28 protein-coding genes are annotated in these 23,948 nt (G+C 69.8%); 13 read left to right on the top strand and 15 right to left on the bottom strand.

Features of this window, described 5'->3' with window-relative positions:
• Nucleotides 1-30 precede the first annotated feature (30 nt).
• The 3 genes from AB0P08_RS00495 to AB0P08_RS00485 all read left to right on the top strand — a co-directional run bounded on the left by AB0P08_RS00495 (nucleotide 31) and on the right by AB0P08_RS00485 (nucleotide 2,637).
• The gene (locus AB0P08_RS00495) at nucleotides 31-1,077 is read left to right on the top strand and encodes a 4-hydroxy-3-methylbut-2-enyl diphosphate reductase (protein WP_187664117.1); all 1,047 of its coding nucleotides are present in this window, start codon (nucleotides 31-33) and stop codon (nucleotides 1,075-1,077) included.
• A gap of 2 nt (nucleotides 1,078-1,079) precedes the next feature.
• Complete coding sequence (locus tag AB0P08_RS00490; protein ID WP_187663602.1) at nucleotides 1,080-1,871, top strand: IclR family transcriptional regulator; 792 nt, start codon at nucleotides 1,080-1,082, stop codon at nucleotides 1,869-1,871.
• A 232-nt stretch (nucleotides 1,872-2,103) separates the two neighbouring features.
• Nucleotides 2,104-2,637: a DUF6264 family protein gene (locus AB0P08_RS00485; RefSeq protein WP_363587440.1), complete on the top strand. Its 534-nt coding sequence runs from the start codon at nucleotides 2,104-2,106 to the stop codon at nucleotides 2,635-2,637.
• Between the two features lie 64 nt (nucleotides 2,638-2,701).
• Here the strand turns inward: AB0P08_RS00485 and fbaA are convergent, their stop codons facing one another.
• Nucleotides 2,702-3,730, bottom strand: coding sequence for a class II fructose-bisphosphate aldolase (gene fbaA / locus AB0P08_RS00480; protein WP_187663604.1), 1,029 nt, complete (start codon nucleotides 3,728-3,730; stop codon nucleotides 2,702-2,704).
• A 187-nt stretch (nucleotides 3,731-3,917) separates the two neighbouring features.
• Between fbaA and glpX the strand changes: the two genes are divergently transcribed.
• Nucleotides 3,918-4,904, top strand: a complete 987-nt coding sequence (gene glpX, locus AB0P08_RS00475) for a class II fructose-bisphosphatase (protein WP_060922697.1) — start codon at nucleotides 3,918-3,920, stop codon at nucleotides 4,902-4,904.
• A gap of 171 nt (nucleotides 4,905-5,075) precedes the next feature.
• A complete protein-coding gene (locus AB0P08_RS00470; protein WP_187663605.1) occupies nucleotides 5,076-5,363 on the top strand; it encodes a hypothetical protein in 288 nt (95 codons plus the stop codon).
• A gap of 32 nt (nucleotides 5,364-5,395) precedes the next feature.
• On the opposite strand, the gene AB0P08_RS00465 is transcribed toward AB0P08_RS00470, so the two are convergent.
• Complete coding sequence (locus tag AB0P08_RS00465) at nucleotides 5,396-6,664, bottom strand: DNA recombination protein RmuC (protein WP_363587438.1); 1,269 nt, start codon at nucleotides 6,662-6,664, stop codon at nucleotides 5,396-5,398.
• A gap of 51 nt (nucleotides 6,665-6,715) precedes the next feature.
• Complete coding sequence (locus tag AB0P08_RS00460) at nucleotides 6,716-7,309, bottom strand: exonuclease domain-containing protein (RefSeq protein WP_363587436.1); 594 nt, start codon at nucleotides 7,307-7,309, stop codon at nucleotides 6,716-6,718.
• A gap of 59 nt (nucleotides 7,310-7,368) precedes the next feature.
• On the opposite strand from AB0P08_RS00460, the gene AB0P08_RS00455 reads away from it, so the two are divergent.
• The 3 genes from AB0P08_RS00455 to AB0P08_RS00445 all read left to right on the top strand — a co-directional run bounded on the left by AB0P08_RS00455 (nucleotide 7,369) and on the right by AB0P08_RS00445 (nucleotide 10,510).
• Nucleotides 7,369-8,109, top strand: coding sequence for a class I SAM-dependent methyltransferase (locus AB0P08_RS00455; RefSeq protein WP_363587434.1), 741 nt, complete (start codon nucleotides 7,369-7,371; stop codon nucleotides 8,107-8,109).
• Between the two features lie 114 nt (nucleotides 8,110-8,223).
• Nucleotides 8,224-9,297 (top strand): redox-regulated ATPase YchF, encoded by a 1,074-nt coding sequence (gene ychF, locus AB0P08_RS00450; protein ID WP_187663609.1) that lies wholly within the window; start codon nucleotides 8,224-8,226, stop codon nucleotides 9,295-9,297.
• 70 nt (nucleotides 9,298-9,367) lie between these two features.
• Nucleotides 9,368-10,510, top strand: a complete 1,143-nt coding sequence (locus AB0P08_RS00445; protein WP_363587432.1) for a GTP pyrophosphokinase — start codon at nucleotides 9,368-9,370, stop codon at nucleotides 10,508-10,510.
• 160 nt (nucleotides 10,511-10,670) lie between these two features.
• On the opposite strand, the gene AB0P08_RS00440 is transcribed toward AB0P08_RS00445, so the two are convergent.
• The 7 genes from AB0P08_RS00440 to AB0P08_RS00410 all read right to left on the bottom strand — a co-directional run bounded on the left by AB0P08_RS00440 (nucleotide 10,671) and on the right by AB0P08_RS00410 (nucleotide 17,634).
• Nucleotides 10,671-11,999 (bottom strand): PDDEXK family nuclease, encoded by a 1,329-nt coding sequence (locus AB0P08_RS00440; protein ID WP_363587430.1) that lies wholly within the window; start codon nucleotides 11,997-11,999, stop codon nucleotides 10,671-10,673.
• 80 nt (nucleotides 12,000-12,079) lie between these two features.
• A complete protein-coding gene (locus tag AB0P08_RS00435) occupies nucleotides 12,080-12,364 on the bottom strand; it encodes a hypothetical protein (protein WP_363587428.1) in 285 nt (94 codons plus the stop codon).
• Nucleotides 12,361-12,843: a BLUF domain-containing protein gene (locus AB0P08_RS00430; RefSeq protein WP_363587426.1), complete on the bottom strand. Its 483-nt coding sequence runs from the start codon at nucleotides 12,841-12,843 to the stop codon at nucleotides 12,361-12,363. Before AB0P08_RS00430 ends, AB0P08_RS00435 begins: the two co-directional genes overlap by 4 nt.
• 8 nt (nucleotides 12,844-12,851) lie before the next feature.
• Nucleotides 12,852-13,109: a hypothetical protein gene (locus tag AB0P08_RS00425; RefSeq protein ID WP_187614844.1), complete on the bottom strand. Its 258-nt coding sequence runs from the start codon at nucleotides 13,107-13,109 to the stop codon at nucleotides 12,852-12,854.
• 83 nt (nucleotides 13,110-13,192) lie between these two features.
• Nucleotides 13,193-15,553 carry a glycoside hydrolase family 65 protein gene (locus AB0P08_RS00420; protein WP_363587424.1) on the bottom strand — a complete coding sequence of 787 codons (2,361 nt, stop codon included), beginning with the start codon at nucleotides 15,551-15,553 and terminating at the stop codon, nucleotides 13,193-13,195.
• 157 nt (nucleotides 15,554-15,710) lie between these two features.
• Complete coding sequence (locus tag AB0P08_RS00415) at nucleotides 15,711-16,751, bottom strand: SDR family oxidoreductase (RefSeq protein ID WP_363587422.1); 1,041 nt, start codon at nucleotides 16,749-16,751, stop codon at nucleotides 15,711-15,713.
• Between the two features lies 1 nt (nucleotide 16,752).
• Entirely contained in the window at nucleotides 16,753-17,634 is an 882-nt protein-coding gene (locus AB0P08_RS00410) for a manganese catalase (protein ID WP_315638474.1), read from the bottom strand.
• Nucleotides 17,635-17,836: 202 nt separating this feature from the next.
• Here AB0P08_RS00410 and AB0P08_RS00405 point away from each other — a divergent pair, with 202 nt between their 5' ends.
• A complete protein-coding gene (locus AB0P08_RS00405; RefSeq protein WP_363587420.1) occupies nucleotides 17,837-19,234 on the top strand; it encodes a M20/M25/M40 family metallo-hydrolase in 1,398 nt (465 codons plus the stop codon).
• Nucleotides 19,235-19,378: 144 nt separating this feature from the next.
• Nucleotides 19,379-19,948, top strand: coding sequence for an alpha/beta fold hydrolase (locus tag AB0P08_RS00400; protein WP_363587418.1), 570 nt, complete (start codon nucleotides 19,379-19,381; stop codon nucleotides 19,946-19,948).
• A 62-nt stretch (nucleotides 19,949-20,010) separates the two neighbouring features.
• Here AB0P08_RS00400 and AB0P08_RS00395 read toward each other — a convergent pair whose 3' ends face one another.
• The gene (locus AB0P08_RS00395; protein WP_060921362.1) at nucleotides 20,011-20,310 is read right to left on the bottom strand and encodes a hypothetical protein; all 300 of its coding nucleotides are present in this window, start codon (nucleotides 20,308-20,310) and stop codon (nucleotides 20,011-20,013) included.
• Between the two features lie 107 nt (nucleotides 20,311-20,417).
• On the bottom strand, nucleotides 20,418-20,873 hold the full coding sequence (locus AB0P08_RS00390) for a GNAT family N-acetyltransferase (RefSeq protein ID WP_232089203.1): 456 nt from the start codon (nucleotides 20,871-20,873) through the stop codon (nucleotides 20,418-20,420).
• Between the two features lie 152 nt (nucleotides 20,874-21,025).
• Between AB0P08_RS00390 and AB0P08_RS00385 the strand changes: the two genes are divergently transcribed.
• Nucleotides 21,026-21,586 carry a Dps family protein gene (locus tag AB0P08_RS00385; protein WP_363587416.1) on the top strand — a complete coding sequence of 187 codons (561 nt, stop codon included), beginning with the start codon at nucleotides 21,026-21,028 and terminating at the stop codon, nucleotides 21,584-21,586.
• A gap of 34 nt (nucleotides 21,587-21,620) precedes the next feature.
• Here AB0P08_RS00385 and AB0P08_RS00380 read toward each other — a convergent pair whose 3' ends face one another.
• Nucleotides 21,621-22,166, bottom strand: a complete 546-nt coding sequence (locus AB0P08_RS00380; protein WP_268777770.1) for a DUF6328 family protein — start codon at nucleotides 22,164-22,166, stop codon at nucleotides 21,621-21,623.
• 81 nt (nucleotides 22,167-22,247) lie between these two features.
• Between AB0P08_RS00380 and AB0P08_RS00375 the strand changes: the two genes are divergently transcribed.
• On the top strand, nucleotides 22,248-22,451 hold the full coding sequence (locus tag AB0P08_RS00375) for a hypothetical protein (RefSeq protein WP_187663620.1): 204 nt from the start codon (nucleotides 22,248-22,250) through the stop codon (nucleotides 22,449-22,451).
• A 4-nt stretch (nucleotides 22,452-22,455) separates the two neighbouring features.
• Here AB0P08_RS00375 and AB0P08_RS00370 read toward each other — a convergent pair whose 3' ends face one another.
• Together AB0P08_RS00370 and AB0P08_RS00365 are read right to left on the bottom strand one after the other, a co-directional pair.
• On the bottom strand, nucleotides 22,456-23,040 hold the full coding sequence (locus tag AB0P08_RS00370) for a 1-acyl-sn-glycerol-3-phosphate acyltransferase (protein WP_363587414.1): 585 nt from the start codon (nucleotides 23,038-23,040) through the stop codon (nucleotides 22,456-22,458).
• 23 nt (nucleotides 23,041-23,063) lie between these two features.
• Entirely contained in the window at nucleotides 23,064-23,657 is a 594-nt protein-coding gene (locus AB0P08_RS00365) for a carboxymuconolactone decarboxylase family protein (RefSeq protein ID WP_363587412.1), read from the bottom strand.
• 126 nt (nucleotides 23,658-23,783) lie between these two features.
• Between AB0P08_RS00365 and AB0P08_RS00360 the strand changes: the two genes are divergently transcribed.
• On the top strand, nucleotides 23,784-23,930 hold the full coding sequence (locus AB0P08_RS00360; RefSeq protein ID WP_187663623.1) for a hypothetical protein: 147 nt from the start codon (nucleotides 23,784-23,786) through the stop codon (nucleotides 23,928-23,930).
• The last annotated feature ends 18 nt before the right edge of the window (nucleotides 23,931-23,948 follow it).

The following is a 23,948-nucleotide window of genomic DNA, read 5'->3' as shown; positions in this document are numbered from 1 at the left end:
TCGACTGCCGTTCATCTTCCCGCTCCTCGCATCCCACGAGTGCGCGCCGCGGCCGGGCGGCTTCAGGATAACCCGGTGCCCGGACACAAGCGCGTCCTGCTCGCCGCCCCCCGCGGATACTGTGCAGGGGTGGACCGCGCGGTGGTCGCTGTGGAGAAGGCGCTCGAGCGCTACGGCGCCCCCGTGTACGTCCGCAAGCAGATCGTGCACAACATCCACGTCGTGACGGAGCTCGAGGCCAAGGGCGCGATCTTCGTCGAAGAGGTCGACGAGGTGCCCGAGGGGGCGCACGTCGTCTTCAGCGCGCACGGCGTCTCCCCGGCCGTCGTCAATGCCGCATCGGATCGCGGCCTGCACGCGATCGACGCGACCTGCCCGCTCGTCACCAAGGTCCACCGCGAGGCCGTGCGCTTCGCCCGGGACGACTTCGAGATCCTGCTCATCGGCCACGACGGCCACGAGGAGGTCGAGGGAACCGCGGGGGAGGCCCCGGACCACGTCACCGTCGTGAACTCACCGGAAGAGGCCGACACCGTGCAGGTGAAGGACCCGTCGAAGGTCGTGTGGCTGTCGCAGACGACGCTCTCGGTCGACGAGACGATGGAGACGGTGAACAGGCTCCGCACCCGCTTCCCCGAGCTGCACAACCCGCCGTCCGACGACATCTGCTACGCCACGCAGAACCGGCAGGTCGCCATCAAGAAGGTCGCCCAGGGCGCCGATCTCGTGATCGTGGTCGGATCGGCCAACTCGTCCAACAGCGTCCGGCTCGTCGAGGTCGCCCTCGAGTACGGCGCCAAGGCCGCCTACCGCGTGGACTACGCCGAGGAGATCCGCCAGGAGTGGCTCGACGGGGTGGAGACCGTGGGCGTCACCAGCGGTGCGTCGGTGCCCGAGGTTCTCGTGCGCGAGGTGCTCGACGCGATCGGCGATGCCGGGTACCGCGACGTGGAAGAGGTCAAGACGGCGGAGGAGGACCTCATGTTCTCGCTGCCGAAGGAGCTCCGTCAGGATGCCGCGGGTCAGCGCGACGCGCGCGCCCTCGGCGGCCGCGCCTCCGCTGGAGGGGGTGCGTAGCGGTGAACGCCGCGGAGGCGGAGCCGACCCTCATCGGGTCCGTGCAACGCGCGCTCCGCCTCGTCGACATCGTCGCCAACTCCCCACGGCCTCTTCCGGCCAAGATGCTCTCGTCGATCACGGGACTCACGCCGGGAACGACCTACAACCTCGTGCGCACGCTGGTGCATGAGGGGTATCTGAGCGCAGAGCCGGACGGACTCGTGCTGGGAGGCCGATTTCCGTCGTTCCAGCAGCAGATCGACTCGCGCGGGGTGTTCCTGGCGCGGGTGCGCGCCGCGCTGCGCGCAGTGACGGAGGACGTCGGCGCCACGGCCTACCTCTCCCGATACGCGGACGGGGAGATGCACCTCGTCGACATCGTGGACTCCGTGCGGAATCCGCGCATCGAGCTCTGGGTGGGACTGCACGCCAGTGCCCACGCCACCGCGCTCGGCAAGCAGATCCTCGCGGCGCTCTCCGAGGAGGATCGCCTGGACTACCTCTCCCGGCACCGGCTCGAAGAGCTCACGCCGCGGACGATCAGCGATCGGCGGACCCTCCTCACCCAGCTCGAGCAGACGCCGGGGTGGGCGGTCGACCGGGAGGAGTACGCGATCGGCGCGACGTGCGTCGCGGTGCCCGTCATCGCGCCCGGTGTCACGGCGTCGCTGGCGGTCTCCCTGCCCGCCGACCGGGCCGTCGTCAACCGCCGACTGGTGTCGAACCTGCAACGCACGGCGCGGCGGCTCTCGCTGCAGCTGGGGGCGGATGCCCTCGACACCGACGGGCCGGACGCGGAGTTCACCATCTGAATTCCGGGGCCTGGTGCGGGCATCGCGGGTTCCCTATGATCGGAGACGTAGCGGCTGACAACGCCCTACTGATCGCCTACGGCGTCCCCAGCGCCGGCGACCAACGGGATGAGGAGCGTCCCCAGCGCTCCACGTCCGCGGCCCCGAGAAGTCCCCACTTCTCCGGGGCCGCTATCGGTTGGGGCCCGGTTTCCTGAACGGCCCGCTGAGCCGCTGCCGATACCATGGCGGGATGACCGACCAGCGCCCCCGTTACGGGGAACTCGCCACGCCGGAGGAGCAGCGGAGGGCCGCGGGTCTTCCACCCCTGGCGGAGGTGGTCGCACCGACGGCGCCGTCCCCGGCGCCGGCCCCGTCGGCCGCACCGCAGCCGTCCGCTCCGGCGCGCCCCCACCCTGTGGACAGGTTCGCGACGATCGCACTCCTCGCCTACGGCCTCGTCAACGTCGTGGTGACCGGTCTGTCCTACCTCGACATCGTTCCCGTCATGAACCAGACCATGGGCATGCTGGGCATCGAGGGCGAGTTCACGAATTACGCCGCGGGCCGCATGTGGGGGACCATCGCCGCCGTGGTGCTCGCTGTCGGGTGGTGCGTCACCGCGGCGCTGTCCATCCGTCGCCTGCGCCGTGGCCGCGTCACATGGTGGCTCCCGGTCGTCGGGGCGGTGGTCACGGTGGGCATCGCCGCCTTCTGTCTCGTCGTACCGATGATGGGCGATCCGGCCTTCATCGCCTACCTCGACCAGGCGACCGGGACCCGCTGACCCCGCGCGCAGACACGAAAGGGGCCCGGCATGATGCCGGGCCCCTTCGTGTTCGTGCGGACGGTCAGCTCTTCGACTGGCCGTACGAGCCGAGCTGACGGGTCGACTCGACCACGCGGGCGGCCATGGCCGTCTCGGCGATCTTGCCCCAGGCGCGCGGGTCGTACTGCTTCTTGTTGCCGACCTCGCCGTCGACCTTCAGCACGCCGTCGTAGTTCTTGAACATGTAGTCGGCGATGGCACGGGTGTAGGCGTACTGCGTGTCGGTGTCGATGTTCATCTTGATGACACCGTTGGCGACCGCGAGCGCGATCTCCTCGTCGGTCGAACCGGAGCCGCCGTGGAAGACGAGGTCGAGGGGCTTGGCGCCGGTGTTGTACTTCGCGGCGACCTCGGCCTGGATCTCCCCGAGAAGCTCGGGACGCAGCTTCACGCCGCCCGGCTTGTACACGCCGTGCACGTTTCCGAAGGTGAGGGCGGCGATGTACCGGCCCTGCTCGCCGAGGCCCAGTGCCTGCACGGCCTGGTCCACGTCGGCGAAGGTCGTGTAGAGGGCCTCGTTCGAGCCCTCGTGCTGCACGCCGTCCTCCTCGCCGCCGACGACGCCGATCTCGACCTCGAGGATGGCGTTGATGGCCTTCATGCGGGGGAGCAGCTCCTTGGCGATCTCGATGTTCTCGGCGAGCGGGACCGCCGAGCCGTCCCACATGTGGGACTGGAAGATCGGGTTGCGGCCGGCCTTGACCTCTTCCTCCGAGGCGGCGATGAGCGGCTCGACGAAGCCCGCGAGGGCGTCCTTCGGGCAGTGGTCGGTGTGCAGGGCGACGGTGACCGGGTAGTTCTTGGCGACCTCGGTGGCGTAGCGGGCGAAGGCGAGGGCGCCGGTCGCGCGCGCCTTGACCGTGTGGCCGGCGAAGTAGTCGGCGCCACCGGTGGTGACCTGGATGATGCCGTCGGAGCCGGCCTCGGTCAGGCCCTGGAGGACGGCGTTGATCGTCTGCGAGCTCGAGACGTTGAACGCGGGGTACGCGAAGCCGCCTGCCTTCGCGCGGTCGAGCATGTCGGCGTACTGATCCGGGGTGGCGACGGGCATGAGAACTCCTGCGGTAGGTGAAGCCGGGACAGCTGCCACTCTATCGGGGCGGGTGTGCGGCGTCGGCAGGGCGAGGCACGCCGTGGCGGTGGTTCTCCTTCGTCGGCGTTAAGAAGTGCGATTTCTTCATAGCCCGCGAGCGGAAAACGAGCCGATCGGTGCCCTCCTCGTGGCTAGGCTGGGAATCATGGTGAGTCTGACTGCCGACCTGAGTCCGCTGCGTCCCGACCGGAACCTCGCGATGGAGTTGGTGCGCGCGACCGAGGCGGCGGCGATCCGAGCCGTGCCGTTCATCGGCCGCGGGGCGAAGGAGGCCGCTGACGGTGCGGCCGTCGACGCCATGCGGGCCTTCCTCGGGACGGTCGACTTCCAGGGCCGCGTGGTGATCGGCGAGGGCGAGAAGGACAACGCCCCGATGCTCTTCAACGGCGAGGTCGTCGGGACCGGTCGCGGGCCCCTCTGCGACATCGCGGTGGACCCCATCGACGGCACGTCGCTGACCGCCGCCGGGCGGCAGAACGCCCTCTCGGTGATCGCCGTGTCCGACCGCGACACCATGCTCGACGCCTCCAGCGTCTTCTACATGGACAAGCTCGTCACGGGGCCCGCCGGCGTCGGTGTGGTGGACATCCGTCTCCCCATCGGCGAGAACATCCGCAAGCTCGCCGGTGCGCTGGACAAGCCGGTGGACGAGATCGTGGTGTCGGTGCTCAACCGCCCCCGGCACGAGCAGCTCATCCAGGAGATCCGCGACGCCGGAGCCGGAACCCGCCTCATGAGCGACGGCGATGTCGCCGGCGGCATCAACGCCGCCCGGCACGACGCCCGCACGGACATGTGCGTGGGGGTCGGCGGCAGCCCCGAGGGCATCGTCACCGCGTGTGCGATCAAGGCCCTCGGCGGTCATATCCAGGGTCGGCTCTGGCCGCGGGACGACGACGAGCGCCAGCGCGGCATCGACGCGGGGCTCGACATGGACAAGGTCTACGAAGCCGACGACCTCGTGCAGGGGAACAACACGATCTTCGTCGCGACGGGTGTCACGGACGGCCAGCTCGTGGCCGGTGTGCGGCGCGAGCGCGGCTACGTCTACACCGAGAGCGTGGTCCTGCGAGGAGCCTCCGGCACTCTGCGCCGCATCGCGTCGGAGCACCTCGTCTCGAAGTGGCTGTGAGGCCTCTCTCGCGGTGATGATCGTGGGCAGGATTCCCGCCATCGTTACCGACCCGGTATCGCCTCCTCCACAGGTCGGCCCCGGTTCGGCGAGCCGCCGTGTCACAATTGTCACTGGGTTTGTCGCCGTCGACGGAGCCGCCAGGCACCGCAGGCACAGGAGGGCGAACGCATGACAACGCAGCACACGAGCGGCTCGAAGAGCGCCGCGCCGACCAAGATCATCACGACGAACACCGGACGCATCCTCCGGGTGAGCGCCGATGCCGAGGCGGCGGCCGTGGCCCCGCCGGCACCCGTCGCGCAGCCGGCCGTCGACCCGGCTCGGCGCGCCGACGTGCTGTTCCGCGTCCGCCGCGCCGAGGGGCACGAGGTCAGTGCCTGGTGGATGATCGGCGCCTTCCTCGCTACGAGCGGCCTCGTCATCCTGCTGCTCAGCGGCGTTCCCGGCGTCGCCTGACGCCCTCGCGGCCGGTCGATCCGTCGCCGCTGTCAGTCCTCCCGGTCGGGAAGCGCGGCGGCGTGATCCAGACGCGCGCGAACCTCGCCGACATCAGCCTGCATCGCGTCGGCGGCGTCTTCGGCCTCGGTCGGGACCAGGAGCTCCGGCGCGGTGAAGCGCCGTCCGTCCGCGGTGATCGCCGGCACCGGTGCCAAGGCCTCCGCATCGACGCCGGGGAACTGGCGGGCGGTGACGAGAACCCGGGACTCCAGGGATCCGGCGAAGCGGTTGTAGCTGTCGACCGTACGTTCGATCGCCCGCCGCAGGTCGTCGGCATGACCCGCGAGCGTGCCGAGGCGGTCGTACAGCTGCGTGCCGAGCGCCAGCAGACTCCGGGCCTCGGTGGACACCTCCTGCTGCGTCCACGTGTACGCGACCGTCTTGAGGACCGCCCAGAGGTTCACGGGGGAGGCGAGCGCCACGCGGCGGCTGAAGGCGTAGTCGAGCAGCGTCGGGTCCTCGTCGATGGCGGCGGCCAGCAGCGACTCGCTCGGCAGGAAGCAGATGACGAACTCCGGGCTCGCGTCGAGGCCTGACCAGTAGGCCTTCTTGGCGAGGGCGTCGACGTGCGCGCGGACCGCACGGACGTGTTTCTGCATGTGGGCACGACGCTGCGGTTCGTGGGCGTCGCCTGCGGGCAGCGCCGACGCCTCGAGATAGGCGTCGAGCGGCACCTTCGCGTCCACGGCGATCGACGTGCCGCCCGGCAGGCGGACGACCATGTCGGGGCGCCCCTGGCCGCGGTCGGAGGTGATCGTCGCCTGCAGGTCGAAGTCGACGTGTCTGGTCAGCCCCGCGGCCTCGACGACGCGCCGCAGCTGGGTCTCCCCCCACACGCCGCGCGTGGACGTGGAGCGCAGCGCGCCCGCGAGCGACTCGGTCGTCGCGCGGAGCGCTTCATCGGACTCCTGGGCACGTCGGAGCTGCTCGGCGAGTGTGCCGAACTGCGCCTGCCGTTCGCTCTCGATCGCAGCGACCTTGGACTGCATCTGCTGAAGGCTCTCGCGCACCGGCGCCAGGGCCTGCAGCACGGCGTTCTGCTGCTGGACACGCTGCGCTTCCGCCCGTTGCTCGGAGCGGGCGTGTTCGACCGCGTCCCGGTAGAGGTCGTACTGGCGGTCGCGGTCGTCTCGCGCCGCCGCGAGCTCAGCCTGCGTGCGCGCGATGTCGGCGGCGCTCCGTCCGGCTCGGAGGAACCAGCCGAGAGCGACGCCCGCGGCGAGGGCCACGAGCAGGAGAACGATCGACAGGGCATCCATGGCTCCATGATGCCGAGGGCCTCCGACATCGCCGGGAGGCGGCGAGGCGCGTCAGGCGACGGCGCGCTCCAGCGCCGGCACGGCGGGCTCGGTGACGCGGAGCCCGAGGGCGTCGGCGAGCCCGAACACGTCGAAGGCGCCGGCGCGGGCGGCCGCGTCGACGATGATCTGTGCGCAGGCGAGCGCATCCGCGAGCGCGTCGTGATGCGAGAACTCCGCATACCCTGCCGCCGCGGCGGCGAGCGGAAGGCGGTACGAGTCGAGCTGATAGGTCTTCCGCGCCACCTGGAGGCTGCACAGCGAACGGTACGGCGGGCAGATCTGGCCCGTGACCTCCGTCGCCCGACGCAGCACGTTGAGGTCGAAGCCGGCGTTGTGAGCCACGAGCACGTCGGCTCCGGCGAAGGCGCAGAGCCGTTCGAACTGGTCGACCCACGTGGCCGCCGAGAGCACGTGCTCGGGGCGGATGCCGTGGATGCGGACGTTCCACTCCTGGAACTCGTCATGGCCGGGCGGAGGCTGGATCAGCCAGTTCGCGGTGGCGACGACCTCCCCGTCCCGCACCCGCACGAGTCCCACGGAACACGCGGAGGCCGGGCTGGAGTTCGCGGTCTCGAAGTCGATCGCAGTGAAGTCCAGTGGCACGTCCTCACTCTCTCCCGGGCCTCCGACGTCGCTGTGCAGGCTCGCCGTATGCTGGCCACATGGCGGACGAACTGGCGAGGTCCTTCGGTGCGGCGGCCGGAAGCTACGAGGCCGGACGGCCCGAGTACCCGTTCGAGGCGGTCGCCTGGATGTTGGAACCGATGGCGGACGGTGCGCGTCGGGTCGCCGACGTCGGCGCCGGGACCGGCAAGCTCACGCGGGCGCTCGTCGCGGCTGCGGACGCCGAGGTCGTGGCGATCGACCCGGACCCCGCGATGCTCGCCGCGCTTCGCGAGGCCGTACCAGGGGTCCCCACTTTCGTCGGGACCGCCGAGGAGCTCCCACTGCCGGACGCGAGCGTGGACGCCGTGGTGCTCGGCCAGGCATGGCACTGGGTCGAGCCCGTCGCCGCATCCGCGGAGATCGGTCGTGCGGTGCGGCCGGGCGGTGTACTGGGACTCGTCTGGAACCTCCGTGACGAGCGCGTGGACTGGGTGCGGCGGCTCACCGACATCATGCACGGCAGCAACGCCGAGATCATGCTCGCGGCCGGCGACCCCGTGGTGGCGGAGCCGTTCGGCTCCTTGGCGCAGGAACGCTGGGAGTGGTCGCGCCCCATGACGCGGGAGCTCCTGCACCGCATGGCCGCGTCACGCAGCGCCGTGATCACCGCCGACGAGGCCGAGAAGGACCGGATCCGTCGCGAGATGGACGCGCTGTTCGACGAGCTCGGCCTGCACGGGGACGACACGGTCGAGGTGCCGTACGTGACGAGGGCGTTCCGCGCGACCCGCGGCTGAACAGGCGCCCACGCCGTATCAGGCGCTTTTCGCGCCCTGCCGCCTGATCCCGCGTGGGTGCCTGCGCTCGCGAGGGTGAGGCGGGGGAGGGCGGCGCAGGTAGACTCGTTCCCCGTGGCTCTCACTATCGGAATCGTCGGCCTGCCCAACGTCGGCAAGTCCACCCTCTTCAACGCTCTCACCAAGAACGACGTGCTCGCGGCGAACTACCCGTTCGCGACGATCGAGCCGAACGTCGGCGTGGTGAACCTGCCCGACCCGCGGCTCGAGAAGCTCGCCGAGATCTTCGGGAGCGAGCGCATCCTGCCCGCCGCCGTGTCGTTCGTCGACATCGCGGGCATCGTCCGAGGGGCGAGCGAGGGGGAGGGCCTGGGCAACCAGTTCCTCGCGAACATCCGCGAGGCCGACGCGATCGCCCAGGTGGTGCGTGGGTTCTCCGACGACGACGTCGTGCACGTGGACGGTGCCGTGAACCCGGCGTCGGACATGGAGACCATCAACGCGGAGCTCATGCTCGCCGACCTGCAGACCGTCGAGAAGGCCATCACGCGGTACGAGAAGGAGGTGCGGGGCAAGAAGATCGACCCGTCGGTCCTCGAAGCCGCGAAGGCCGCCAAGGATGCGCTGGAGCGCGGAATTCTGCTCTCCACCAGCGGCCTCGACCTCGAGCCGATCCGCGAACTCGGGCTCCTCACGGTCAAGCCCGTCATCTTCGTCTTCAACGTCGACGAGTCCGTGCTGACCGACGACGCCCGCAAGGCCGAGCTCGCCGCCCTCGTCGCGCCGGCGCAGGCGATCTTCCTCGACGCGAAGATCGAGTCCGAGCTCAAGGACCTCGACCCCGAGGACGCCGCCGAGCTCCTCGCTTCGACGGGGCAGGACGAGTCGGGCCTCGACCAGCTCGCCCGCATCGGCTTCGACACGCTCGGCCTGCAGACCTACCTCACCGCAGGTCCGAAGGAAGCCCGCGCCTGGACCATCCCCAAGGGGTCGAAGGCTCCGCAGGCCGCCGGCGTCATCCACACCGACTTCGAGAAGGGCTTCATCAAGGCCGAGATCGTGTCGTTCGACGACCTCGTCGAGACCGGTTCCGTGCAGGAGGCTCGGTCCAAGGGCAAGGCGCGCCTGGAGGGCAAGGACTACGTCATGCAGGACGGCGACGTCGTGGAGTTCCGCTTCAACAACTGAGCCTGGGCTCGCCCAGAGCTTCAGGGCGGACTCGTACGCGACATGAACACGCCCGGGTATCGTCGTGCGCATGGGACACGAAGCCGAAGGCGATGCGAAAAGTCGCGAGGGCAGCGCCGTCGAGTCGATTGACTTCTCCGCTTGGGACTGGCTTCCCACTGCTGCTGTCGAGATGCAAGCCTACGTATTGAGGCTCCTCGAAGAGTCTGGTATCAATCCTCATGATGTGACTGCACGTGCGAAGTCGATTACATCCTTTCGCCGCAAGCAGGAAGCAAAGAGATATGCCGACCCTCGAGCGACGATGACTGACATCGTTGCAGTCCGTGTGATCACGTACTCGGTCACCGACCGCGATCGCACGTGTGACCTGTTGCGGCAAAGATTCCAGGTGTTGCCCGGAGAAGACAAGAATCCGGGAGACGTCAAACCGCCGCATCTGCGGGGCTACGACTGCCAGCACCTGGTGGTCTCGCGCGAGAACGAGGACATCTCTGCCGACTGGCTCACAGCAGGCGGCAAGTTGGAGCAGTACTTCCAGGAGTTCGGTGGCCTCGAGATTCAAGTCCGCACTGTCGCGGGGCACGCATGGGCGGAGTTCGAGCATGCCCGTCGCTATAAGGGCACCCCCTACCGCGCGATCGGGGAACAGGACCGGGGCACGATCGACCAGTTGTTCGGCGCGGCAGCCGACGCGAGGCGGGCGCTAGACGAGACATTCGTCGCCATTGATCGGATTCTTGCTCGCCCGTCGATGGAGGGAGAGGTCAAGTCCGAACAGCACCACCCGGTGGAATCGTTGGCACCCGGCTCCAACGACCTGCCGCTCACGCACGACGAACTCGACGATCTGCTGCGCGAGCGCTATCCAAAAGATCGCGCCCCGAGTCCACGGGGCTTGGATTTCGGGATGGAGCTAGTGGGGGCCTGCGGGCTGCTAGACCTTGGCGCCCTTGATCGATCCCTATCCACAATCGACAGCGCCCAGGTCGAAGGCCTCATGGATAGGACCGCTCCTGTGACGAGAGTGCGGAGGCTGGATGACGACCTGCTTGCATACTTCGGTGAGATGTATGTTGCACTTACAAGAGACTGTGGGTCTGTCTCGGCACGTGCGCGTCAGCTGGAATGGCGTTACGACCGCCTCCGAGGCAAGTTGAGGCCGGGTCTGTCCGGGCAAAGTAAGGCGAGTCCAGTCGTTTCGGAAGACTGAATTGCCTATCCGTGGCGCAACTCAGCTGAGTTCCGCTTCAATAACTGAGGCGCTTCCTCGCGCGCTGTCCGTCGACGCCGAGTGCCAACACGAGACCCCCCGTTCTCACCTGGACGGACCAAGTACTCCCTCGGCGATGATCTCCGTGACCTCGTGACCGTCACGCGTCACGCGAATCGTCCGACTGCAGCGCCGCAGCGTCGAGCAGTTGGGACAGAGTCTCGAACGTGATCAGGGGAGACTCCCCCTTCCACTCCTGCTCTGATGTGTATGCCTGTATCCCTTCGACGACGACCAACGACAGGTCGGCGTCGCGATGAAGGGCCTTCTCGACCCACTCCCGTTTCTTCCTCAGGGTGGTGCGCCAGCTGTGGCTATGGAGTCCGAGCTTCTCTGCGATGTTCCGAATCCGACCCATCGAGAAGATGGATTTGCATTCCAACACGAAGACATCGTCGTCACGCGTCGCGAGCACATCGATCTGGCCGGGGTTCTTCTCGTCGCAGTGGAGACGCTCCTTGCCGGATTGCGTCGTCCACGTTCCGTTGGCATCCACCGAACCGGCTCGGAACCCATGCGAACGGAGCAGGCTCACGACCTTGTCTTCGAAAGGCTGGGAGATGACGTGCTCGCGGAGCGTGGTCTGCTGAATCGCAGCCAGGAGCCACGGCGCGAGGGAGTCCGCGAGTAGATAACAGCTCGTCCAGCAGGCGCCGGCGGAGCTGATCACCGGGTACGAAGCGACTTCGTCCTCAAGGCTGATGAGGAGCGAGGTGATCTCCGCGTAACCGAGCACGATCGACTCTCCGGTTTCGGAATAGAGCTGCGTGGAGAACTGCTTTGAGAGGGGTGCGATGCCCGGTTCGAACGGTGCCAGGCGGATGATCAGCGACATCCGGAGGAACAGAGCCAACCAGATCGGACGCGCCTCGCCCGACGCAGGTAGCCGCGACAGATGAGGGAAGTCTTCGGCGGAGAACATCTCTCCAGGGTCGGACTGCAGCGAGAGGATCTCAGCGATCGCGCGGATGCTGCCAGTCACATCGGCCATCAGTGAGCATGCGTCAAAGGTCGTGGGAAGGCTCGCTCCGCTGATCAGTATCGTGACGGCCTGGTCGGGGTCGGAGGACTGCCAGATCGGAGCGAGTTCCGTCACGTCGGCTTCGTGGCTGAGCCAGCATGCAGAGACCAGGTTCGCGAGATCGACGAGAGCCCTGGAGCTTCCCGAGTCCGGCATCCTCTGCAAGAGCTCCAACGCCCGCTTCACGTGTGGGCGGGCAGGCTCGGTCGGCTCCCTGAGCGAGTTCCATACGGCGAGCAGTACGACAGAGGCCCAATCCGAGTCGATCGAGGCGGCGAGCTCTGCTGATCTCCCTCGGAGAAGCTCGACGTCGACCGTCTCATCCTCTCGCCTCCTCTCGAGCACACGCGAAAGCTCCTCGGCGTCGCGGCGTGCGCGGTCTCCGACGAAACGAACATCGCTCCTCATAGGGCTCCAATCCACATCGACGTGCCGAGCAAGTAGGGCCTACCCTATGGGGTCGGCGACCCCGAGGCGCGAGCAACCCCCTAGTGCCGGACTCCGGCTCCGGGCCCGTGGCGATCCTCGAACTCACGGAGCGCGCGCCTCGCGCGGCGGGTCTCGACGATACCGACGACGATCCCGGCAGCGAACACGATGATGCTGAGAACGCGCCACAACCCGGCGGGCGCATCGAGGAGGAACGCGACCGTCCAGCCGACCGTCATCACCGACGAGAACACGATCGCGTAGATGCCCCAGTTCCGCCGCCGTTCCAGTGCCATGCGCTGCTGGATGAGCGACGGCTCCGGTCCGCCCGCGGGCCTGCTCATACCCGGAGGGAGGTGCCCTCGCCGCTGCCGGCAGGGATCGGGACCGCAGCGCCGGAGCGGGTGCGGAACCACAGGGTGAGCTCGAACAGGGCGCGCTCCATGGTGGAGGCGTCCGCGCCGTCGACGAGGTCGTCGAAAGAGTCGCGGAAGCCTGTGGGGGCGGCCGCGCTCCCACCGCGGAACGACCGGTAGCCCATCGACCAGTCGGAGAAGAGCCGGGTGGTGATCGGCGTCTCCAGGAGGATGCGCATCGCGCGATGACGCGGATCGTCCGCGATCGTGTCGACGAGTCGGCGTACGGCCTCGACCGGTCCTTCGAGGACCTGGAGGAAGCGCCCCTGGCGGAACAGGAGGAGACCGGTGATGTCGCGGGCCGCATTCGACCGACGGCACTGCTCCAGAAGCTGCTCCAGGGCGGTCTCACGGAACGGCTGCGCCGCCGTGCTGGTGTAGACGAGGCGGAGCAACCCGTCGGTCATGGCCGCCGTCACCCCTGCACCAGCTCCGGGGTTCCGAGGGCGGCATCGCCCTCCGAGGGGCCGGCGTGGGCGACGACCTCCGTGGTCGCCTCGCTCAGCGTGGCGTGCAAGCCGAGCGGCTGCGCGGACGCGGAGAACGCGGCGAAGCGGCCGTCGGGCTGACGGTCGACGTAGCCGAGGAAGTCTCCGCCGCGGCTTCCGACGTGGAAGCCGTCCTCGACGCACGCCCAGAGGACATCCGATGCGGGGTGGGGGGAATCAGGCACGGCTCCACCCTACGGCGGACGGCCGACATCGCCGCGGGCCTTGCGCGCACCCGCCTCGATATGGCACACGGACCGGCGCGGCCTCAGTCGCCGGCGCGCGGGCGTCCCGGTTCCCGCCAGCGCGGCGGCACAGGTGCCGGGGTGAGCGGCTCGACGCGGTCCGGCGTCGGCAGGCTCACGGGAACACCGGCGTGCAGGACGAGCTCCTCGTCGGCGTGCCGGATCGTCACCGGCTCCCCGGCGCTCAGTCGGTAGGTCGTCTCCGTCGGTGCGATGTCGACGTGCAGGATGCAGCCGTGCAGCCGGACTCCGAACGCGAGACGGGTGACGCCGTCCGGAAGCTGCGGCCGGAAGGACAGGCCGTGGTCTCCCTCCCGCATACCCCCGTAGCCGGCCGTCACGCCCATCCAGATGCCGGCGAGTGCCGCGATGTGCAGTCCCTCGTCGGTGTTGCCGTGGAGGTCGTCCAGGTCGAGGGCCGCGAGCTCGGCCAGATAGGCCGATGCCAGTTCGAGATGCCCGACCTCGGCGGCGATCACGGCCTGGGCGGCCGCGGAGAGCGAGGAGTCTCGCACGGTGAGGGCGTCGTAATAGGCGAACGCCCTGGCCTTCTCCTCCCAGGTGAACTCCTCGTGGGAGGTGTAGAGCGCCAGCACGAGGTCGGCCTGCTTCAGCACCTGCTTGCGGTAGATGTCGAAATACGGGAAGTGGCTGTGCAGCGGATAGTCATCGGGCGCCGTGGCGTCGAAGTCCCACCGGGCGTGCGCGGTGAAGCCCGCCGACTGCGGGTGCACCTGTCGCTCTTCGTCGTAGAGCACGGTCATAGCGTCGGCCGCGGCCTCCCAGGCGGCGACCTCCTCCTCGTCCGTTCCCAGCGCCGCGGCGACCTCCGGGTGCCGTCGGGCGGCAGCCGCCGCCCCGCGGAGGTTCCGGCGCGCGGAGAGGTTCGTGTAGACGTTGTCGTCGACGACGGCGGTGTACTCGTCCGGGCCGGTGACGCCGTCGATGTGGAAGCCGCCGTCGTCATCCCCGCGCCCGAGGGACAGCCAGAGGCGCGCGGTCTCGACGAGGATCTCGGCGCCTGCCTCCCGCTCGAAGTCCTGGTCGCCCGTCGTCCGGACGTAGTGCATGACGGCGCCCGCCACGGCGGCGTTGATATGGAAGGCCGCCGTGCTCGCCGGCCAGTAGCCGGAGCTCTCCCGGCCGTCGATCGTGCGCCAGGCGAAGGACGCGCCGCGCAGGCCGAGCGTGCGCGCCCGCTCCCTGGCGTGATCCAGCGTCGCGTGACGCCAGCGCAGTGCCTGGAGCGCGGCATCGGGAGCGGTCGAGGTGAGCACGGGGAGCACGAACGCCTCGAAGTCCCAGAACGTGTGACCCTCGTAACCGGAGCCGGTGAGGCCCTTGCCCGGCACGGATCGGGCTTCGGCTCTCGCCGACGCCTGGAACACCTGGAACAGCGCGAAGCGCACGGCCTGCTGCAGCCGCGCATCGCCATCGATACGGACATCACCGCACTCCCAGTACCGATCGAGGACCGCGCGCTGATCCGCCACCAGCGCCTCCCAGCCCAGACGAGCGGCTTCCTCCACGGCCTCCTCCGCGCGGTCCCGCAGCGTCTGCGGCGCGAGGGTGGCCGACCACTCGTGTCCGATGAGCTTGACGACCTCGACCTCCTCGCCGGGCGCGAGGTCCACGCGGATGCGCGTGCGTGCCAGGTCGTCGTCGACCTCGGTCGTCACCTCCGGAGCGCCCTCTCCGGAGACGCGCACGATGTGGTCAGCGCTCACCGCGACGCGCAGGCCGCTGCGCCGGGTGCGATGCAGCAGCGTGCTCCGCGCGCCGCGCTGCGATCCCGCGACGGCTTCCAGCGGACGGGCGAGGAGCTCCTGCACGCGCGGGTCGTCGTGGGTCGTGGGAAGCGGTTCGTTCGCGAGCAGCTCGGACAGCACCGTGATCGCGAGGGCTCCGTCGACCGCTGTCACGCGGTAGCGCACGGCGGCCAGCGACCGGTGCTCGAGGGAGACCAGACGGGTCGACGTGATGTGCACGCGACGGCCCTCCGCCGATTCCCAGTCGACCTCCCGGTGCAGGGTGCCGTCGCGGAGGTCGAGGCGGCGGGTGTGCGTGTGCACCGTCCCGTGCTCGACGTCGAACGGCTCGTCGCCGACCAGCAGGCGGATGAGCTGCCCGTTCGGGACATTGATCACCGTCTGTCCGGTCTCGGGGTACCCGTACCCGTCCTCGGCATACGGCATCGGGTGCTCTTCGAACACGCCGTTGAGGTAGCTTCCCGCGACGCCTCGCGGGTCACCCTCGTCGAGGTTCCCGCGCCAGCCGACGTGGCCGTTGGAGAGACCGAAGACGGACTCCTCCTGCGCGAGATGGGCGGTGTCGACGCTCTCGATGCCGACGGCCCACGGTTCGACGGTGAAGCGCGCCGTCATCGGCGCGCCCGACCCTCGGGGCGCCCGTCCGAGGAGGAGGTGAGGATGCCGAGGAGCATGGAGTTCCCTTCTGCCGGAGACCGTGTGCCTCGACGGTATCCGTGCCCACGCGCCAGCACGAGGGAGTTGCGCGGCGCCGAGCCGGTCGGGTAGGTGCTCAGCGGCGCGAGCGGCGCCAGGGCACCAGTACCGCGCCGAGGACGCCCGCGACCGCCACGGTCCGCCACCCGGGGTGCACACGTAGCCAGGTCGTGATGCTGCCCCGTCCGCGGTGCGGCAGCCCGCCCCGCTGATCGGTGTCGCGGAGTGGACCGACGAGGTTCCCGAACTGCGCAGGGGCGCTCTCGTTCGTGCGCATCATCCGGGACCCGAACCGGCCGAGCGCCGCATCGAGAAGACCGGGCGCGATCCGCTGGACCCCGGTGAGCAGCAGGGCGCCACCGCCGACGTGGATCGTGCGGGCCGGATGGACGGCGGCGTAGACGATCGCCCGCGCGACGGACCGGGCGCGGTAGTGCGGATGCGGTCCGCTCGGGCGATACGTCATGCGGCTGCGGGCGTGGCGGTAGATCGGGGTGTCGATGACGGCGGGACGGACGACGGTGATCGTGACGGGCGCGCGCTCGGCGCGCAGTTCGCGGCGGAGGGCGTCGACCGCTCCTTCCACCGCATGCTTCGAGGCGGCGTAGGCCCCGTGCAGCGGCATCGCCGCCACCGCCTCGGCCGAGCTCACCACGATGATGGTCCCGCGCGAGTGCCGGAGCGCCGGCAGCGCCGCCTGGAGGCCGTTGAGCTGTCCGACGACGTTGACGTCGAGGATCCGGCGGAGCTCCTCGGGGGTGGTGTCGGCGACGGGGGCGTAGAGGAGCACCCCCGCGTTGCCCACCCAGGTGTCGATCCGGCCGAACGCATGCGTGATCTGGTCGACTGCGTCCTGCACCGCTCGGCGGTCGGAGACGTCGCACACGATGCCGCGGACGTCCCCGCCGTCCGCGGCGATCTCCTCGACCGTCTCGGTCAGCGCCTGCTCACCGCGGGCGAGCAGGACGACGGATGCTCCCGCTCGGGCGAAGCCGAAGGCCGCCTCCCGACCGATGCCGCGAGAGCCGCCGGTGATCACCACCACCTGGGCGTCGAGGGGCGGCCGCCGTGCCCGTGTGCGCGGCGACCGCCCCTTCCGCGAGACCGATGACGGCATCTCACTCCTTGTGGAGCGCGTCCTGCGCGGCGCCGGCGACCTTCTCCACGAGGTTGGGCAGCTCGGTGGTGCCGTAGAAACGGGCGTCCGGGTGGGTGGGCGGAGGCATCTCGGCCGTGGTCGTCGGTCCCTCGTGGTAGCTGAACTCGCCGTGACCGTCCGGCGTGGGGCCGGACGCCCAGGTGCCTTCCGCGGCGGCAGGACCGTCGCTGAAGTTGAGGTACTGGTACGACACGTCGCGGTGCTCCTTGGAGAGCGGGAAGTTGCTCGGCACGGGGAGCTTCTCGGCGCCCTCGGCCTTCAGCTCCTCGGCCGCGGCGAGCCACTGGTTCTGGTGCATCGTGTCGCGCGCCAGCAGGAAGCTCAGCAGATCCCGGACGCCGTGGTCGTCGGTCATGTGGTAGAGCCGGGCGACCTGCACCCTGCCCTGCATCTCGGCGTTCGCGTTGGCCATGAAGTCGGCGAGGAGGTTGCCGCTGGCGGTGATGTACGAGCCCTGCCACGGGTTGCCGTTGCTGTCGACCGGACGCGCGCCGGCACCGGCGACGATGCCCTGCTGCACATCCGTGCCGCCCACGATGGCGGCGACCGTCGGGTCATCCTGCACGGCGTCCTCCGTGATGCCGAGCGGGGACTTCTCGAGCAGCTGCGCGATCATGACCGCGAGCATCTCGACGTGCCCCATCTCCTCGGCGCCGATGCCGAAGACGAGGTCGCGGTACTTGCCGGGGATGTGCATGTTCCACGCCTGGAACTGGTACTGCAGCGCGACGGTGATCTCGCCGTACTGCCCGCCGAGGACCTCTTGCAGCTTGCGGGCGTAGACGGCGTCCGGCGCCTCGGGCGTCGCGGAGAACTGGAGCTCCTGTCGATGGAAGAACATATCGAGCCTTTCTCTTCTGGGGATGGGCTGGCCATGCAACGCCCGGTCGGCCGATCCACGCAGGGCCTTTCCAAAGCCCGACGCGCCTGGGACAATCACTCTCGGCCCGCGCGACAATCGGACTTCGCCGCGGTGATAGCCGGTCGGCGCCGACGCCGTCAACCCCCGCCCGTATCCCCGGCCCTCCCGGCAGTCTGTCCCCATGACGGAGGAGACGGCGGCAGCGCAGGACGCGATCGACGCCTTCCTCGAGTCCCACCTCGATGAGATGGTCGAGCGGCTGTCGGCCTGGGTCGAGATCCCCTCCGTCTCGGCGGACCCCGAGCGTCGGATGGACGGGGTGCGATCAGCGCATTGGATCGCCGCAGAGCTGCGCGACGCGGGCTTCACGACGTCGCTGCTCCCGGCGGGCGATGCGGTGACCGTGTTCGCCGAGCGCGAGGGCGCGCCGGGGTCACCCACGGTCCTCGTCTACACGCACCACGACGTCCGCCACGCCAAGCCGGAGGAGTGGAGCGAGACGGCGCCGTTCGCGCCGGTGCTCCGAGAAGGGCGGCTCTACGGGCGCGGCGCGTCGGACGCGAAGGGCCAGGCCCTCGCGCACGTCTGGGCGCACCGGGCGGTCGAGGCCGTGGACGGCGTCGGAGCCGGGGTGCACCTCAAGCTGCTCATCGACGGCGAGGAGGAGATCGGCTCCCCGAACCTCAAGGACCTCCTGGAGGCCGACCCCGACCGGTTCGTGTGCGACCTCGTCGTCTTCTCCGACACCCTGCAGTGGGAGGTCGACTCCCCGGCTCCGGTCACCTCGATGCGGGGGACGCTCACCGCGACGCTCACGGTGCAGGGGCCCGACCGGGACGTGCACAGCGGTGCCGCCTCCGGCGTGACGGTGAATCCTGCCCTCGTGCTCTCCCGCGTGCTCGCGCAGCTGCACGACGAGGACGGGGGGATCGCCATCCCCGGATTCCATGACGGCGTGGCCCCGCTCAGCGACGAGCGCGCTGCGGAACTGGACGCGTTGCCGTTCGACCCCGAGGACTGGACGCGGCGTACCGAGACCAGGGTCATCGTGGGGGAGGAGGGCTTCACCCCGAAGGAGCGCCTCTGGGTGCGCCCGGCCATCGAGGTGATCTCGCTGCTCGCCGGAGACCCGGAGGGCATCGAGCGCTCCGTGATCCCGCGGGAGGCCATGGCCTCGCTGAGCATCCGAACCGTCGCCGATCAGCGCAACCACGACGTCGCCGACGCGCTCCGCGCCTTCATCGCCGACGTCATGCCCTCCGAGGCGACGTATCGCCTCGAGGTCGACGAGGACATCGCGCAGGAACCGTATGTCTCTCCTCCCGGACCCTATCGGGACGCCCTGGAGCGGGCCCTCGCCCGCGGCTACGGTCGCGCGGTGCGGGGGAGGATGGGCAACGCCGGGGGAGGGCCGGCCGAGCTGCTGTCCCGGGAACTCGGCGCCCCGGTCGTCTTCCTCGGCACGGGGCTGCCCGAGGACCACTGGCATGCGAGCGACGAGAGCATCGATCTGCGCATGCTGGTCCGCGGCGCTGCGACCCTCGCGCATCTGTGGCGCGAGCTCGCCGCCGCCCCATGACTCCGCCGGGGGATGCGAGGAGGAGGCTCGTCCCCCGGCGGGCTACGCTGGACGCAGGCGCCACCGCCCGGTGCCCGGTCGCAGGAGCCCGGCGCGGACGGCGCCTGCGAACCTGACACCGACGGCTTGAGGAGAACGACGCCGATGACCGACACCCAGATCTTCGAGCCCGAGGGCCGCGCCATCCCCTTCGTCGATGAGGGCGATGGGCCGGTCAAGCTGGTGCTCATCCAGGAGCGCGGCCTGGCCGCCGACGTGCTCGGAGTGGTCGGTCACTACCTGGCGGAGGAGGCCGGATTCCACGTGGTGCGGATCGGCCATCGCGCGGATGACGCAGAGACCTCGGTCGAGGACCGCGTCGCGGACGCGCTCGCCGTCATCGACCACATCGGACTCGGCGACACGTGGATCGGCGGGCACGGCTTCGGCGGCACGATCGCGCGGTCGTTCGCGCTCGTTCACCCGGAGCGCGTGAACGGTCTGGCCCTCCTCGGCGTGGAGGACGTGGACACTCCCCTCGCCCCGGTCATCCCGGTGCTGCTGATCCAGGGGACGGCCGACGAGGTCACCCCGCCCGCGAACGCCGAGAGCCTGCGTGCGACGGCTCCGGAGCGCGCCAGCATCAAGGTCGTCGAGGGCGGGGACCACCTCTTCCCGATGACGCACCCCATCGAGACGGCCGTCGTGCTGGAGGAGTACCTGGACTGGGACTGAGTTCCGCCGAACACACGCGAACGCCGCGGCCGGATCGGCCGCGGCGTTCGAAGTCTGAGCTCTCAGGCGACCTGAGGGAGCACGGCGAAGGAGACGGAGCCCTCGTCGTCCACGCCCGCGTCGAGCACCTTGTCGTCCAGGGCGGAGGCGGCGGCCTCGTCGAGGAACAGGCGGGTGCCCGACAGCTCGACGACCTGATCGGCGGGCTCCGGGTCGGCGGTCACGGCGACGGCGAGACGGGCCGCGCCCGTGTCGTCCTGCGCCTCGGCGGTATGGATGCGCAGCCCAGCGGCCGGCGCGTCGTTCTGACGACTCACGAGGGTCGACACGATGGCGGTGGCGTTGTCGGTGAGGGTGAGCATGAGCTCTCCTTTCCGGTTGGGGCATGACGCGGTCGCGACATGTCCGGACTACGATTCCGCATCATCCGGATCCGCTCGACCCCCTTGCGCCTGCGGGGGTGGTGCCTTTAGCCTCGCAGCCGCTTGCGGAGGAACACCTGAGCGGTGCCGTCGCCCTGCGGCACCCGCTCGCGCTCCTCGTAGCCGCAGGACTCGTACAGCCGGATGTTCGCCTCGCTGAGGCTTCCGGTGAAGAGCTCGGACTCGCGGGCGTCCGAGGCCTTCTCCGCCGCGTCGAGGAGCTTCCTCCCGATGCCCTCGCCCTGCATGTCCGGGGCGATCGCGATCCGCCCGATCAGGAGCAGGTCGTCGTCCTCGACGAACCGGATCGCGCCGACCAGGCGGCCGTCGATCCGGGCGCCGAGTCCGCTCTCCGAGGTGAGCTCTGCCTCCATCTCGGCGAGCGTCTGCGTCAGCGGCGGCATGTCGACGCTGCCGTAGATCGCCGCCTCGGACACGAAGGCCGCCCGCTGGATCGTGAGCACCTCTCCGGCATCCGCCGCGGTGAGAGGCGCGATGACCACCTCGGGACGATCCTCCTGTGCTGCTGTTCCCACTGTTCCGCCTCTCTCGATGGCCCTGTCGCCTCCCTCACGTTCGGGGGTCCGCCCGGTGGGTGTCAACCCCCTCGAATCGGCTGTGCCGCGGGGTTACCGTGACAGCAGGAGGTCACACCATGGCAGACACGAAGACCAAGAAGACCAGCGGCTCCAACAGCAAGAGCGGAGCGACGAAGGCGGGCGTCAAGACCACGCGCCAGCAGAATGCGGAGAAGGGGTTCACCGCATCCCCGACCCTCGCGGCGAACCTGCAGGCGGTGCTCGTCGACCTTCTCGAACTCTCGCTGCAGGGCAAGCAGGCCCACTGGAACGTCGTCGGACGGAACTTCCGCGACACCCACCGTCAGCTCGACGAGATCATCGAGGACGCCCGGACGTTCAGCGACACCATCGCGGAGCGCATGCGCGCCCTGCACGCCGTGCCTGACGGGCGCAGCGCCACGATCGCGAAGACGACGACGCTCCCCGAGTTCCCGACCGGTGAGGTGTCGACGACGGAGACCATCGACCTCGTCACCGCGCGCCTCGAAGCCGCGGTCGGGACGATGCGCGATGTGCATGACGCCGTCGACGAGGAAGACCCCACGTCCGCGGATCTGCTGCACGCCGTCATCGAGCGCCTGGAGCAGTTCGCGTGGATGGTGAGCGCGGAGAACCGCAGCCCCGCCGGCCGCTGATCAGCCCGATGTACGACCGCCGCCCCCGTCGCGCTCATGCCGACGAGGGCGGCGGTCCTTCGTCTGCTCCGACCCGCGCGCGGGCGCGCCGCAGCAGGCCGGGCAGCGCCATCCACAGCCCGACCACGAGCAGGAGCGAGGCGATCAGCGCGACGATCCCGGCGGTGCGGCTGACCGTGAAGTCCACGATGAGCGTCGTGACCCCGATCGTGAGGGCGCCGATCACGAAGAGGTCGATCTTCACCAGGCGCGCCGCCGTCCGGACGAGCTCAGGCTTCAGCCGGCTGCCGAACAGGGCACGATGGATGCCGACGGGGGCGAGGGCGAGGATGGTGGCGACCGCCGCGAGGGCCACGAGCACGACATACAGGTCGCGCTGGAATTCGTCCATATCGGTGAAGCGCGGCTGGAACGCCACCGCGAGGAGGAAGCCGGTGAGGATCTGCGTGCCGGTCTGCATCACCCGCAGCTCCTGCAGCAGCTCCTCCCAGTTGCGGTCCGCGCGCTCGTTCGGGGTCTCGTCGCGGCCGTCATCGCGGTCGTCGCGCTCGTCGGCGCCGCCACGGGGTTCTGCTGTCATGGCGATAGTCTCGTGGGCACGATCCGCCGCTGTCCAGAACCTTGCGCTGCCGGATGGACAGGCCTCAGGAAAGGACCCGAGATGACCCTTCCCCCGATCGACGAATGGTGGCCCGAGCTGTCCGACGATGCGCGTCGCGCGGTCATCGACAGCGGGTCGCGGCATCTTGACGAGGACGTCCGTGAGGAGATCCGGGAGATCACCGGAGCGGTGGTGGGGATGATCGAGTCGCTGTCCGACGACGACCTCGCGTACGCCCGAGACCACGCACCCGACGAGGACTGAGACGTCAGCCCTCCGGCTGCTCGGCGGTCTCCTCGCGCAGCCGCGGCTCCGTGCAACGTTCGGGGCGCACGCCGTGCTTGTCGGCGTAGAACGCGCGGATCCGGTCCATGTCGGCGGCCACGTCGCCCGTGAGGTCGATCGTCGGCCCGAGGCCCGTCGTCATCGTGTGGCGGTCGACGAAGCCGAGAGTGACCGGCATGCCGGTGGCTCGCGCGATCCGGTAGAAGCCGCTCTTCCAGTACTCGTTGCCGCCCCGTGTGCCGTCGGGGGTGACGACGAGGCCGAACACCGTCCCGGCATGCACCTGGTCCACGACCTCGCCGACGACGCGCGCCGGATCCGACCGGTCGACGGCGATGCCCCCGAGCCCGCGCATGATCGGCCCCCGCCAGCCGCGGAACAGGCTCTTCTTGCCCAGCCAGTGCACGTCGATGCCGAGGCGCCACGCGATCGCGAGCATGAGCACGAAATCCCAGTTCGAGGTGTGCGGGGCGCCGATCAGGACGGTCGGTCGCGTCGGCACGGCGTCGGCGACGAGGGTCCACCGGCTGACGGCCCAGTACACGCGGGCGAGGAATCGTCGGAGCATCCGTCCAGATTAGGCGGAACGGCCTATCGATCGCCTGGCGGTGGGGCCCCGGTGGTCCGTGTGAGAGCCGCGGTGAGCGCCGGGTCCAGCCCAGGGACGTCCTCGACGGGCACGGCCAGCGCGAGAAGAGCCCTGCTGAAGTAGTTGCGCGCCGCCGCCGCCAGGGTGATGTCCACGATCTGCCGGTCGCTGAACCCCCGGTCTCGCAGCTCCTGCGCATCGGCGTCGGTCATCGCCCCCGGATCGGTCGACAGCCGCGTGGCGAAGCGGATCACGGCCTGCTCCTGCTCCGTGAAACCGCGGTCGTCTCCCGCGGCGAAGGCGGCGAGTCCTTCCTCGTCGACGACGCCGGCGCGCAGGGAACGGCGGCCGTGGGCGAGCAGACAGTGCGCGGATCCGAGGGCCCGCGCCGCCCCCAGGGTCGCGGCCTCGTAGATCGGCACGCCGATCGACGGGACGACCGCGCGGACGAGGGTTTCGAAGGCGGCGTGGGCGTCGGGGTTCACGGCCATGGCCTTGGTGTGAGCGAACACGATGCCGTCGTCGGCGAGGTCGCTCTCGTACATCGCGGCGACGTGGCCGGTCGCGGTGGCCCGTTCGGGAGGGTGGATGATCATGGCGCCTCCTCGGCTCCGGGGCGCGCGGCGAGGGTGCGCACCCCTCGCCGGGAACGATACGCCGCTCTCAGGCCGCAGAGAAGAGCGTGCGGCGCCCGGTGCTCCTGGCAGGCGTACGATCGAGGGATGACCGAATCGAAGCAGGAGAACACCGGGCAGGACGCGCCGCTCGGGCTGCAGCCGCTGCCGGGTGCGATCGAGCTGCTCGAGGGCGATGCCGCCGGCTACTGCAGCAACGGCGTCTGCCACATCCCCGCCCCCAAGGAGCGGTGAGCAGCAGACGCCGTCGGT

The organism is Microbacterium meiriae (assembly GCF_040686935.1).
Classification (GTDB): domain Bacteria; phylum Actinomycetota; class Actinomycetes; order Actinomycetales; family Microbacteriaceae; genus Microbacterium; species Microbacterium meiriae.
The sequence above is the reverse complement of the archived record's forward strand: the minus strand, read 5'-3'. Positions and strand labels throughout refer to the sequence as shown.

Coding starts and splice junctions, on each gene's coding strand:
- AB0P08_RS00485 (WP_363587440.1), top strand. CDS start 2,104: ATGACCGACCAGCGCCCCCGTTACGGGGAACTCGCCACGCCGGAGGAG.
- fbaA (WP_187663604.1), bottom strand. CDS start 3,730: ATGCCCGTCGCCACCCCGGATCAGTACGCCGACATGCTCGACCGCGCG.
- glpX (WP_060922697.1), top strand. CDS start 3,918: ATGGTGAGTCTGACTGCCGACCTGAGTCCGCTGCGTCCCGACCGGAAC.
- AB0P08_RS00470 (WP_187663605.1), top strand. CDS start 5,076: ATGACAACGCAGCACACGAGCGGCTCGAAGAGCGCCGCGCCGACCAAG.
- AB0P08_RS00465 (WP_363587438.1), bottom strand. CDS start 6,664: ATGGATGCCCTGTCGATCGTTCTCCTGCTCGTGGCCCTCGCCGCGGGC.
- AB0P08_RS00455 (WP_363587434.1), top strand. CDS start 7,369: ATGGCGGACGAACTGGCGAGGTCCTTCGGTGCGGCGGCCGGAAGCTAC.
- AB0P08_RS00445 (WP_363587432.1), top strand. CDS start 9,368: ATGGGACACGAAGCCGAAGGCGATGCGAAAAGTCGCGAGGGCAGCGCC.
- AB0P08_RS00440 (WP_363587430.1), bottom strand. CDS start 11,999: ATGAGGAGCGATGTTCGTTTCGTCGGAGACCGCGCACGCCGCGACGCC.
- AB0P08_RS00435 (WP_363587428.1), bottom strand. CDS start 12,364: ATGAGCAGGCCCGCGGGCGGACCGGAGCCGTCGCTCATCCAGCAGCGC.
- AB0P08_RS00430 (WP_363587426.1), bottom strand. CDS start 12,843: ATGACCGACGGGTTGCTCCGCCTCGTCTACACCAGCACGGCGGCGCAG.
- AB0P08_RS00420 (WP_363587424.1), bottom strand. CDS start 15,553: ATGACGGCGCGCTTCACCGTCGAACCGTGGGCCGTCGGCATCGAGAGC.
- AB0P08_RS00415 (WP_363587422.1), bottom strand. CDS start 16,751: ATGCCGTCATCGGTCTCGCGGAAGGGGCGGTCGCCGCGCACACGGGCA.
- AB0P08_RS00410 (WP_315638474.1), bottom strand. CDS start 17,634: ATGTTCTTCCATCGACAGGAGCTCCAGTTCTCCGCGACGCCCGAGGCG.
- AB0P08_RS00405 (WP_363587420.1), top strand. CDS start 17,837: ATGACGGAGGAGACGGCGGCAGCGCAGGACGCGATCGACGCCTTCCTC.
- AB0P08_RS00400 (WP_363587418.1), top strand. CDS start 19,379: ATGACCGACACCCAGATCTTCGAGCCCGAGGGCCGCGCCATCCCCTTC.
- AB0P08_RS00395 (WP_060921362.1), bottom strand. CDS start 20,310: ATGCTCACCCTCACCGACAACGCCACCGCCATCGTGTCGACCCTCGTG.
- AB0P08_RS00385 (WP_363587416.1), top strand. CDS start 21,026: ATGGCAGACACGAAGACCAAGAAGACCAGCGGCTCCAACAGCAAGAGC.
- AB0P08_RS00380 (WP_268777770.1), bottom strand. CDS start 22,166: ATGACAGCAGAACCCCGTGGCGGCGCCGACGAGCGCGACGACCGCGAT.
- AB0P08_RS00375 (WP_187663620.1), top strand. CDS start 22,248: ATGACCCTTCCCCCGATCGACGAATGGTGGCCCGAGCTGTCCGACGAT.
- AB0P08_RS00370 (WP_363587414.1), bottom strand. CDS start 23,040: ATGCTCCGACGATTCCTCGCCCGCGTGTACTGGGCCGTCAGCCGGTGG.
- AB0P08_RS00365 (WP_363587412.1), bottom strand. CDS start 23,657: ATGATCATCCACCCTCCCGAACGGGCCACCGCGACCGGCCACGTCGCC.
- AB0P08_RS00360 (WP_187663623.1), top strand. CDS start 23,784: ATGACCGAATCGAAGCAGGAGAACACCGGGCAGGACGCGCCGCTCGGG.